Genomic DNA, 10,943 nt, shown 5'->3' on the forward strand with positions numbered 1-10,943 from the left:
GGATCCACAACACGCTGCACAACACCGACGCCGCCGCCGGCCTGGCCATCACCGCGACCACCTCCTACGGCAACATCACCGCCCGCACCGTCTGAACAGCCGCCGCGGCCACGCCTGCGGGCCGCCCGGACGCGTCCTGCACGTCCTGTACGTCCTTCCACGAGACAAGGAACAATCATGGGCAAGTCCCTGCACGCCACCGGGAACAACGCCGGGCCCGAGCGCCCGGAACTGCAGAAGGCCGTCCAGGAGTTCGTCGACGCAGGCTTCGCCGGCCTGCAGATGCGCGTGAACGACGAGCGGGGCGAGTGGGTCGGCAGCGCCGGGGTGCGCAAGCTGGGCGAGAGCGCCAAGCCGCCGACGGACGGGCGGTTCTGGGTGGGCAGCTCCACCAAGACCTTCGTCGCGGCCCTGGTGCTGCACCTGGTGGCCGACGGCACCGTCGGACTCGACGCCCCGGTGGCCGGCTACCTGCCCGGGCTCGGGCTGGACCGGCGGATCACCGTGCGGATGCTGCTCCAGCACACCAGCGGGCTCTACAGCTACACCGGAGAGCCGGGTCCTGACGGGACGTTCGTGCCGGGGATAGCCGCGACGGGCAAGCCGTGGGTGGACAACCGGTTCCACAGCTACCGGCCGCAGGAGCTCGTGCAGTTCGCCCTGTCCAAGCCGGCACGGTTCGAGCCGGGGACCGACCAGAGCTACTCCAACACCAACTACACGCTGGCCGTGCTGCTCATCGAGCAGGCCACCGGCGGCTCGTACGCCGACCAGATGCAGCGGCGGATCCTGGAGCCGCTCGGTCTGCGGGACACCGTGGTGCCGGGCGACTCACCGGAACTCCCCGCGCCGCACGCCCACGGCTACTGCCGCTACCAGGAGGCAGGCCAGTGGAAGGTGGCCGACGTCACCCGCCAGAACCTCTCCCTCCTGGTCGGCGCCGGCGACATGATCTCGACCACCCGGGACCTTCACACGTTCTTCTCCGCGCTGCTGGGCGGCAGGCTCCTGCCGGCCCCGCTGCTGGCCGAGATGCGCACGCCGCACGGGATGCTCGGCTACGGCCTGGGGCTGTTCGTGCAGGACCTGGGACCGGACGGCGGCGGCATCACCATCGTCCACCACAACGGCGGCGCCCCGGGCGGCTACGGCGCGCTGATGATCGGCACGCCCGACGGCAGCAGGACCCTGACCGCCGGGCTGACCATGGGAGACGCCGCGATCGACCCGGCACAGGAGTTCCCGAAGGCCCTGGACCGGCTCATCAAGGCCGTGTTCTGCGGCGCGCGGACCACGGGCTGACCGCGCCGGTCCCCGCGGACCGGGAGTCGCCCCCGGGGCGGCGAAGGGCGCTCGCCGGAGCAGCGGAACCGGTGCGCACCGGTGCCCACCGGGGCGCGGGGACGAACCGTGCAGGTGGTCGCGCCCCTTGGCGGGACGACGAAGGGTCCGGCCGCGGCGGCCGACGTCCCGGCCCGCGAACAACCCGCAGACGCGAACGAGGCCCGGCGCCCGCATGGGCACCGGACCTCGTCCGACAGTGGAGCGCCAGGCCCGGGTTGCACGGACTCTCCCTACTGAAAGTAGGGCGTGCTCTGGTAGCACCGCTGACGCCTGACGAGGAATCATCTCCCTCGCGACGAGAAGAATACTAGCAGGTCAGCGACCCACCACCGAACCCGGACCACCCGGCCCGCTGCACCCGCCCGCTGCGCCCCGGCACCACCCGGCAGGCGGCGGACCGGGCCGTACCGGGCCCACCGCCGCCCGGCGGACCGCCCGGTCAGTGGCGGCTGAGATAGGTGAGGACCGCGAGGACGCGGCGGTGGCCGCTGTCGGCCGGCGAGAGGCCGAGCTTGGCGAAGATGTTGCCGATGTGCTTGTGGACGGCGTTGTCGGTGATGACGAGCCGGGCCGCGATCGTGGCGTTGTCCTTCCCCTCGGCCATCAGCGCGAGAACCTCGCGTTCACGTGGCGTGAGGGCGGCGATCGGGTCGTGGGCGGGACGGGTGAGGAGCTGCCCGATCACCTCGGGGTCCATGACGGTGGCGCCGGCGGCGACCCGCCGCAGCGCGTCGACGAACTCGCTCACCCGGCTCACCCGGTCCTTGAGGAGGTAGCCGACACCGCCGCGTCCGTCGGAGACCAGCTCGCCGGCGTACTGCTGCTCGACGTACTGGGAGAGGACGAGCACGGGCAGGCCGGGGTGCCGGCGGCGGGCCCGGATGGCGGCGTGGATGCCCTCGTCGCGGAAGGTCGGCGGCAGCCGCACGTCGACGATGGTGACGTCCGGCCGGTGTTCGGCGACGGCGGCGGCGAAGCCCGGGGCGTCCTGGGCGATCGCGGCGACGTGGAAGCCCTTGGCGGTCAGCAGGAGTTCCAGCCCGTTGGACAACAGGACGTTGTCCTCGGCGATCACGACCCGCATGCCAGGCTCACGGTGATCGTGGTCGGGCCGCCGACCGGGCTGTGGACGCGGACGGTGCCGTCGAGCGCCAGGACACGGTGGCGGATTCCGGCGATGCCGGTACCCCGCGACTCGTCGGCGCCGCCGACCCCGTCGTCACCGACCTCGATCGACAGCCGGTCACCGACGCGTGCGACACGGACGCCGGCCCGGGCGGCCCGGCTGTGCTTGGCCGCGTTGGTCAGCGCCTCGGCGACCGTGAAGTACGCCACGGCCTCGACCGCGGCGGGGACCGTCCCGAGGCCGCCGACGTCGACGGAGGTCTCGATCGCCGATCGGGCCCCCAGCGCGGCCAGCGCCCCGGCGAGTCCGCGGTCGGCGAGGATCGGCGGGTAGATCGTCCGGATCACCGCACGCAGCTCCGCCATGGCCTCCTCGGTGCCCTCGTGCGCCTCCTCCAGGAGTGCGGCCACCGCCCCCGGGTCCTCGTCCAGCAGCTCGCGGGCCACGCCCAGCCGCATCGCGACGGCCACCAGCCGGGCCTGGGTGCCGTCGTGCAGGTCGCGTTCGATCCGGCGCAGTTCCGCGCCGTGCGCGTTCATCGCGTCGGCCCGCGTCTCGGTCAGCGTCTCCACGCGCTGCGCCAGCCGCTCGGCGGCCGAGGGGGACAGCAGCGCCACGCAGATCCGGGCGTGCAGGCGCGCCAACGGCGGGACCAGCCAGTGGGTCAGGGCCGCGAAGACGACGAACTGCGCGGTCCCCAGGGTCAACGCCGTGCCCCACCCGGACAGCGGGACACCGGCGCCGAAACCGCCCGCGCGGGTGCCGGCGGGCAACGCCCACCACAGCGGCACCGTGACGGCCGTGGTCACCGCGTTGCCCGCACACAGCACCACGACGAGCCCGAACGCCAGACCGGTCACGACGCCTGCGCACAGCCACCCGAGAACACGCCGCGTACCGACGCGGACGGGACCGGAGCACGGGGACAGCAGCAGCCGGTCGGCGCGGCGGCGATGCCAGGACGCCCAGGCGCGGGCCGTCGCCGGGAAGACGAGCACGGGCAGCGCGAACAGGGCGACCGCAGCGGTGAACAGGCTCCCCGTCAGGTAGCCCAGACCGCGCCACGTCGCCGAAAGCCTGCTGCCCCCGAGGTGGTTCACCCGCCCAAGTCTGGGCCATGGCGGCGGCGCCCGGCACTACAGCCCGCCACCCCTTTTTCCCACCGGTGAGGGGTACCGACCGCCCACCCCGGCCGGACCTAGCGTCGACGCCCATGACGACTTCACCGATGCGTCCGCCCCGGCGGCGCGGCCGGTCCCTCCGGCGGAACCTGGCGCTGGCCGCCGTCGTGACCGCCACCCTCTCCACCTGTGCGCCCGGCGCGACGGCCGCCGGGCAGCACGACGACCGAAGCCTGCTCCGGCTCCGGCTCCAGCGCGACGCCGATGCGATCACCGCGCTCGGCGTGACGGGAGTGCAGGCCCGCCTGGTCACCTCCGACGGCCGGGACACGACCGCCACCAGCGGCGTCGCCGACCTGACGGACCGCCGGCCGGTCCCCGGGGACGGACACTTCCGGGCGGCCAGCATCACCAAGACGTTCGTGGCCACCGTGATCCTGCAGCTCGTCGGCGACCACAGGATCGCCCTCGACGACCCGGTCGAGCGGTGGCTGCCCGGCGTGGTGTCCGGGAACGGCAACGACGGGCGCGCGATCACCGTTCGCCAACTGCTCCAGCACACCGGCGGCATCCACGACGACTACCCGGACTACACCTCGGCGCAGGACTTCCGCCGGCACCGGTACGACACCTACACGCCCGAGCAGACCGTCGCCCGGGCGATGCGCCACAGCCCGGACTTCGAGCCCGACGAGGACTGGGGTTACAGCAACACCGGGTACGTCCTGCTCGGCATGATCATCGAGCGGGTCACCGGACACCCCTGGCACGAGGAGGTGAGGGACCGGATCGTCCGGCCGCTCGGCCTCGACCACACCTTCCGGCCGGGTGCCTCACCCGTGCTGCCCCGGCCGCACGCCGAGACCTACCAGCGGTTCAAGGCCGGCGAGCCGCTCGTGGACGTCACCGAGCAGGTCGGCCCGGGCACCAACGGAGAGGCCGGGCTCGTCTCCACCACCGCCGACCTCAACCGGTTCTTCCGCGCCCTGCTCGGCGGCCGGCTCCTGCCACCGGCGCAACTGGCGCAGATGACACGGACCGTCCCGGTCGGCGAGAAGCTCGAGCACTTCATGCCGGGTGCCCGTGACGGCCTGGGGCTCTTCTCGCGCCCGCTGTCCTGCGGCGGGGAGTACTGGGGCCACGAGGGCGGCGACTCCGGCTGGATCACCTCCACCGGCGTCACCGCCGACGGCCGGCGCAGCGTCACGGTCTCGCTGTCGGGCGTCCAGGCCGATTCCGAGGACGACGTCCTGCGCGTGGCACAGGCCGAGAACAAGCTGGTCGACGACGCCCTGTGCACGACGGCCGCGGACACCGGCCGCCGGCCGCGCTGAGGCCCGCCGCACGGGGCGGGCAGTCCGTGGGGCGGGGAGTTGCCCGGGCCCGGGGCGGGGATTGCGCACGGACGGCTGAGCCGCCCGGGCCCGGGGCGGGGAGCGCGCACGGACGGATGAGTCGGTCGCGGTGATGTCCGGCGCAGGCCCCTATGTTGGGTCGGTGACCAGTTCTCCGGCCCCGGCGGGTCGACCCGTGCCTGCGAAGCGGCATCGCTCCGGCCGGACGGACTACGCCGGTGCGGTGTACGGTTCCCTGCTCGCCGCGTCCGTGGTGGCGACCGCCGGTACCGCCGGGGAATTCCCGCGCCTCCAGCTGATCGGGCTGCTGCTGGTCACGGGTGTGGTGTTCTGGGCGGCGCACGTGTACGCGCTGGTCGCCGGCGAGCGGACCGTCGGCACACCCGTCGACCGCCGGGAGGTGCGCCGGGTCGCCGGGCACGAATGGTCCATCGTGGAGGCTGCGGTGCTGCCCGCGGTCGCGGTGGCGGTCAGCCCGCTGTTCGGCCTCGGTCTTTCCGGGACCGCCTGGCTGGCCCTCGGCGTCGCGGTGGCGCAGCAGGTCGCCTGGGCGACCCTCGGCGCGATCCGGGCCGGTGCGTCCCGCCGGATGGCGATCGGCGAGGGCGTCGTCAACCTGCTGCTCGGCCTGGTCATCGTGGCCGCCAAGGCGGCCCTGGGGCACTGACCCCGCACCGTGCCCGGGCCCGCGGCAGGTCGGGCCCGGCGGCGGGGGCCCGGTGGCGGGGGACCGGCTGGGGCACCCGCAGGAGCCGACGGTCCCGTCCGGTCCTGCGGGGCCGGGACTGGGCCGTACGGGTGACGGCGGGGTTCGGCACCGTGGCACGGTGGGCAGAGCCTGCGACATGACGACACCCTCGACCAGGCGCCGCAGTCGCCGCCGTCCGGCCGTGCCCGCGCTCACCGGGCCCGCGCCCGCCCTGCCCGCACGTGCTGCACCCGCCCTGCCCTTGCCCGCCGCCCCGGTCCGTGCCGGGAGGCCGGCGGCTGCGGCCGGGACGGGCGGCGGGTGCTGCCGGACCTGGGCCAGCGAGCGCCTCACCCAGGGCGGCCTGGTCGTCCGTACCACCTGGCACGAACCGGCGTGCAGGACCAGTGGGCGGCCGCCCCGGTGACCGGGGCGCTTCCGTCACCCCTGCCGAGCGGGCTTCCCGGCCCCGGGGCCGGGAACACTGCCACCGCTCCTGACGAGTCGCAGCCGCTCAACCGATACGCCGGGGGGCGATGCCCAGGACGAGCCTTTCCAGAGCCTCCTGGGCCGGGCCGAACGTCGCCACCCAGGTCTCGATCAGGTAGATCTCGCTGTTCTCGTCGATGCCGAGGAAGAACCGGCCCCCATCAAGCTCACCGATGGGGAAGAGGTCCTTTCCGACCGTCGCGCTCCAGTCCGCGAACCGGTCCTCCTCGCCTGCCACCGGCTCGGGGTCGAAGTGGAATCGCGTCTTCGCGACATCGATGCCGGGCCCGTCGATCCGCACGTCCAAGCCGCCGAACTCGGACAGGAAGAGTTCGGCCGCCTCGTGCATGCGAACCAGTCCCGTTGCCTCCAGCATCTCGCGCCACGGTCGGACCGGAACCCGTCTCCCCGGCCACCATCCAGCCGCACGCAACGTCTCCTCAACCGCGCCGGCCTCCCGCAGCGGGGCGGCCTCCGCCTCCACCCACGCCTGATCCACGGGCACGTTCTCCGGCCAGCCCGGACGCCACCGCGCCTGCCACTCGTCGAAGTCCTCGCGCAAGAACCGTCGGTCGACCGGCTTGAGCCGCACCTGCGGCCGCTTGTCGGCCCACCAGACCTCGAACTCCGCCACCGTTCCCACTGCCGGCCACCGATGCCCGTCCTCCGGAAGCAGCAGCACGTCGACGAACCCGCCGACCGGGAGGCCGACGTCGACGAAGAGCCCGGTCGCGCCCGGAGTCGGCACCGCGGTCACCGTCCCGGAAAGCCGCTGTCCCAACCGGAGGCCTCGTCGGACCCGGATCCACTCCTCGACGCTGACCATGCGCCCCATCCTCGCAAAGTTGATCACCGCGCATGCGGTGCCGACCGGGAAGGAGGACGCCCCGGCGAGGACCGCAGGCGGCTGCAACACGATCCGACAGCAGCCTCACGACGGCGCCGGACCGTCCGTTCGGCTGTCAGGGCACGTCTCTACACTCCTGCCCATGCCGACATCCGCCATCCCCGCAGCCCTGTCCTATGCCGACGCCGACGCCCGCCTGGGCGGAGCGTTGTCCGCCGTGTTCGAGGGGGCGGGAGCGTCGCCCGGCTACGACGAGGTGCTGTTCTTCGACGGCGACCTCACGCTCGACGGGGATTTCCTGGACGCCATCAACGAACTGCGCCGTGGGGACGACGAGCACGACGTCGAGTTGATCGTGGTCACCGGCGACCTGACGGTCAAAGGTCCGATCGCGCTCTACGAGGACCGGCCCGGGCTCTACGTCGGCGGACGCACCGAGGCCGAGACCCTGGAGGGCGGCGACGCGGAGATCTGCATCCACGACGGCGCCTTCACCCACCTGGTCTACGGCTGGTACAACCACGGCTCTCTGCAGACCGGGATCGTCGACACCCCTTGGGTGATCGACTACGACCACCACATGGAAGTGGGCGCCCCCGACGCGCGCTGGGTGAACAATTACGAAGACGACGACGACGCCGACTTCGCCGTCGGGGACGGCATCATCGAGGCGTTCGTGCCCGAGGTGGTGGACGCGGAGGACGGCAGCCTGCGGGTCGAGGATTTCCTGGACCGGCTGCGGGCCGGGCTGCCGGTCCTGCGCCCCGGGGCCCGGTGACGCCGACGCCGACGCGGGTGCCGGCACTGCCCGCCGACGCGCACGACTCCACCGCGCAGGCGTCCTCACCCGGGCTGCCCGCCGATCCGGGAAGAAGGGCCGCTAGCAACCGCCGCGCAGCGGGAGGGCGTAGACGGGCTCCGGGCCGAAGGTCGTGAAGCCCGCCTTCCGCAGGATCGGGCCGGACGTGGCCGCGTTGCCCTTGACCAGGGCCATCGTCGCCCCGTGCGTCACCGCGTAGGACAGCCGGGCGTCGAGCACCGCCCGGTACACCCCCTGGCCCTGCCGGGACGGTGCCACGACCCCGCCCGTCAGCCGCGCGACGCCGTCCACGATCGCGACGCCGCCGGTCCCGGCGGGCTCACCGTCGACGTAGGCGACGACCGTGCCGCCCCCGCCGGCCGGAACGGCCTTCGCGTCCCTGGCGGCGGCGATCTCGATCCGCTCGTCGGGCGGGAGCCGGCCGCCGAACCCGGTGACCTCGACCGTCGCCCGGTCCCGCGCCGTCGCGAAGTCCGTTGCCCAGCGGAGCGATACGTCCACCGTCGGCGGCCGCAGCGGGGGCGCTCCCCGGCTCAGGTCCGCGGCCAGGACCTCCAGGTCGAGTTTCACCCGCCCGCCCCGTGCGGCCAGCTCGGCGGCCAGCCCGGCCGGGGAGCCGAGCAGCACCTGCCAGTCCAGGGTCGGCAGCCCGAACGTGCGCGCCCGCTCCAGCACCGCGTCAACGGCCGTGCCGAGCGGCCCGGCCGGCGTGAAGGAGACCACCGAGAGGTCGAAGTCGTAGTAGTCGGGCAGCCGCAGGATCGTGTACTCGTCGTCCTCGACGACCTCGGCATTGTCCGGTGCCCAGACCCAGGCGGCACTGGCGGCGGCGACGGCAGAAGCTGACAGGCTCATGCGGGGCAGCCTAGAGGCCGCCACCGGCGGGCGCCGTGGCCGGCCGCCGCACTGTTGCAGGACCAGGACCTGACGGTTGCGCAGACGGCGCCGGGCCAGGGCGAGTCCACGGACCCACGCGCCCGCCCGTCCGGTCGGCCCGTCCGGTCGGCCCGGCCGCACCCCGGCGAGGCGCCACGACCGGACCAGGACCTCACCGCCAGGGCACGCCGGCCGTGAGCGCCGGCGCCGCTGCGCCGGGCGGGGCCCGGTCCTGCCCGGGCGCCGGCCGGCCGACCAGTCAGCCGGCCGGCTGGTCAGCCGGTGAGCAGGGTGAGGAGGGCGTCCAGCGGTGACCGGCCCACGGTGGGCACGAGGGCGCCCAGCAGGCAGCCCGCCAGTGCGCCGCAACCGGTCAGCGCCCGCCGGAACCCGGGGCTCGGCCTGGGGTCCGTCAGCGCGGAGCCGAACCAGACCAGCGCCGCCGCGCCGGCGGTCCAGGCCAGCGGCAGGAGCACGAAGGCCGCGGCCCAGCCGAGCGAGTGGTCCGGCCGGCGGCCGACGGTCGCCAGCGCGATCAGTGTGCCCAGCAGCAGCCAGCAGAGTGTGGCGGCCGCCGTCAGGAGCCAGCTGACCAGGCCGACGGCGGTCCAGTTGGTGCCCGCCGTGCCCGCCGTGCCCGGTGGCAGGTGCCGAGTGTTCACGTTTCTCCCCCGAAGTTGATCATCTGCTGCTCCGGACGCCCGGTCCCGGGCGGACGGTTCCGGGCAGGTTGCTCCGGGCCGCCGTCGCTTCACGTGCCGGCGCGGCCCTGCCAGCCCTGCCTCCCTCGTCGCCGGCGGGGGCGGTCCGTGGGCGGTGGTGAAGCCGTCGGGCGCGGCGCTACGGTAACGAGCCCGGCGGGAGCCGGGACGACGTGAGGAAAGCCCTGAGATGACGTACGGCCGCGAGAGCATCGACCTCCCGGAGGACAGGGGGTGCCTGCGCTGGGTGCTGGGCGTGCCGCTGGTGCTGATCCACGCGGTCAACGCGGTCGTCGTGTTCTCGGCCGTCCGGTTCGGCCCGGCGGGCGACTGGGACGACCAGGGCTACGCCGGACTCACCGTGGCCTGCGGGTGCGCGATCGCACTGAGCCTGCTGGGCCTGGCCGTCACGGCGATCCCGTCGGTGCGGCGCGCGATGGGCCCCTGGTGGTTCGCACCGCCGGCGGTCCTCGGCGTGATCGCCCTCGTCCGGGCCGCGGCCCTGTCCTAGGGTGCGCACCCAGGCGCCGGCCTTGTTCACGCGAGCCGGCAGTGCCGGTGCATGCGGCCGCCCCGGGGCGCCGCAAACCCGTTGGCGCACCACGGCGACCACTGCTAGGTTTCCGGAGGCCGTGCGAGAGAACGAGGAGGTGGTACCCGTGAACGCAGTATCGACATGGGTGCTCCCCTCCGGGGTCACGGTCGGGCGGTAGGTCGCCCGGGAGCGCCGTCTCTGAGCACTCCCGAAAGGCACGACCATGCAGTTCACCTCCGAGCAGCGCCTCGACGACGGCGTCCTCGAACGCGAATTCACCCTCGGCGACATCCCCGGCATCCTGTGGACGCCCGCATCCGCATCTGCCCCGGCGCCGCTGATCCTGATCGGCCCCCCTCCTCTGGGACTGCGCACGGTGTACCCCCGGCTGGCGGGGCGGGCCCGGCACTACGCGGCGCAGTACGGCTTCGCCGCGGCCACCATCGAGCTCCCCGGGACCGGTGACCGGCCCCGCCTGGCCGCCGTCGAGCAGGCCCGCGCCGACCTGCGCCGGGCGATGGAGGCGGGCGAGCCGGTCGGCGACGAGATCGTCGACGCCCTCGTCCTCCCGCTGGTCGACAAGGCGGTCCCGGAATGGCAGGCCGCCCTGGACGCCCTCCTCTCGCTGCCCGGGATCGGCGGCCCGGTCGGGTACGAGGGGGGAGTGATCTCCATCGGCATCCGGCTGGCGGTGGTCGAGCCGCGCATCTCGGCCGCCGGTCTCTTCGCCGGGAGTCTCGTGCCCGCGGCCATGTTCGAGGAGGCCCGCCAGGTCACCGTTCCGCTGCACGTCCTGCTGCAGTGGGACGACGAAAGGAACGACCGGCAGGCGGCCCTGGACCTGTTCGACGCCTTCGGCACCAAGGAGAAGACGCTGCACGCCAATCTCGGCGGGCACACCGGCGTCCCGTCGTTCGAGCTCGACGCCGGGGCCCGGTTCTTCGCCCGGCACCTGAGGTGATGCCGGGCCGTCAGGCAGGCAGCAGAGGCGGTAGGCGGTAGGCGGTGCAGGCCGGGCCGGTGTTCGTCGAGGGCGGGACC

At 73.9% G+C, this 10,943-nt stretch carries 11 protein-coding genes; 6 read left to right on the top strand and 5 right to left on the bottom strand.

Annotated elements, in window-relative coordinates; translation table 11 throughout:
- Window positions 1–177 precede the first annotated feature (177 nt).
- On the top strand, window positions 178–1,302 hold the full coding sequence (locus ACFC1F_RS40545) for a serine hydrolase domain-containing protein (protein ID WP_376166468.1): 1,125 nt from the start codon (window positions 178–180) through the stop codon (window positions 1,300–1,302).
- A gap of 481 nt (window positions 1,303–1,783) precedes the next feature.
- On the opposite strand, the gene ACFC1F_RS40550 is transcribed toward ACFC1F_RS40545, so the two are convergent.
- Together ACFC1F_RS40550 and ACFC1F_RS40555 are read right to left on the bottom strand one after the other, a co-directional pair.
- Window positions 1,784–2,428 carry a LuxR C-terminal-related transcriptional regulator gene (locus ACFC1F_RS40550; RefSeq protein WP_376166471.1) on the bottom strand — a complete coding sequence of 215 codons (645 nt, stop codon included), beginning with the start codon at window positions 2,426–2,428 and terminating at the stop codon, window positions 1,784–1,786.
- A complete protein-coding gene (locus tag ACFC1F_RS40555) occupies window positions 2,416–3,570 on the bottom strand; it encodes a sensor histidine kinase (protein ID WP_376166473.1) in 1,155 nt (384 codons plus the stop codon). The genes ACFC1F_RS40550 and ACFC1F_RS40555 overlap by 13 nt, the downstream gene beginning before the upstream one ends.
- 113 nt (window positions 3,571–3,683) lie before the next feature.
- Between ACFC1F_RS40555 and ACFC1F_RS40560 the strand changes: the two genes are divergently transcribed.
- Complete coding sequence (locus ACFC1F_RS40560; protein WP_376166475.1) at window positions 3,684–4,925, top strand: serine hydrolase domain-containing protein; 1,242 nt, start codon at window positions 3,684–3,686, stop codon at window positions 4,923–4,925.
- A 244-nt stretch (window positions 4,926–5,169) separates the two neighbouring features.
- A complete protein-coding gene (locus ACFC1F_RS40565; protein ID WP_376166477.1) occupies window positions 5,170–5,613 on the top strand; it encodes a hypothetical protein in 444 nt (147 codons plus the stop codon).
- A 535-nt stretch (window positions 5,614–6,148) separates the two neighbouring features.
- Here the strand turns inward: ACFC1F_RS40565 and ACFC1F_RS40570 are convergent.
- Window positions 6,149–6,949 (bottom strand): SUKH-3 domain-containing protein, encoded by an 801-nt coding sequence (locus ACFC1F_RS40570; RefSeq protein WP_376166479.1) that lies wholly within the window; start codon window positions 6,947–6,949, stop codon window positions 6,149–6,151.
- Window positions 6,950–7,112: 163 nt separating this feature from the next.
- On the opposite strand from ACFC1F_RS40570, the gene ACFC1F_RS40575 reads away from it, so the two are divergent.
- Entirely contained in the window at window positions 7,113–7,748 is a 636-nt protein-coding gene (locus ACFC1F_RS40575) for a hypothetical protein (RefSeq protein WP_376166481.1), read from the top strand.
- Between the two features lie 102 nt (window positions 7,749–7,850).
- On the opposite strand, the gene ACFC1F_RS40580 is transcribed toward ACFC1F_RS40575, so the two are convergent.
- The gene (locus ACFC1F_RS40580) at window positions 7,851–8,645 is read right to left on the bottom strand and encodes a GNAT family N-acetyltransferase (protein ID WP_376166483.1); all 795 of its coding nucleotides are present in this window, start codon (window positions 8,643–8,645) and stop codon (window positions 7,851–7,853) included.
- A gap of 296 nt (window positions 8,646–8,941) precedes the next feature.
- Window positions 8,942–9,328, bottom strand: a complete 387-nt coding sequence (locus ACFC1F_RS40585) for a hypothetical protein (RefSeq protein ID WP_209412655.1) — start codon at window positions 9,326–9,328, stop codon at window positions 8,942–8,944.
- 229 nt (window positions 9,329–9,557) lie between these two features.
- Here ACFC1F_RS40585 and ACFC1F_RS40590 point away from each other — a divergent pair, with 229 nt between their 5' ends.
- Together ACFC1F_RS40590 and ACFC1F_RS40595 are read left to right on the top strand one after the other, a co-directional pair.
- Window positions 9,558–9,878, top strand: coding sequence for a hypothetical protein (locus ACFC1F_RS40590; protein WP_376166485.1), 321 nt, complete (start codon window positions 9,558–9,560; stop codon window positions 9,876–9,878).
- 247 nt (window positions 9,879–10,125) lie between these two features.
- Entirely contained in the window at window positions 10,126–10,863 is a 738-nt protein-coding gene (locus tag ACFC1F_RS40595; protein WP_376166487.1) for an alpha/beta hydrolase, read from the top strand.
- The last annotated feature ends 80 nt before the right edge of the window (window positions 10,864–10,943 follow it).

This window comes from Kitasatospora sp. NPDC056181 (genome assembly GCF_042266225.1).
Lineage (GTDB): Bacteria > Actinomycetota > Actinomycetes > Streptomycetales > Streptomycetaceae > Kitasatospora.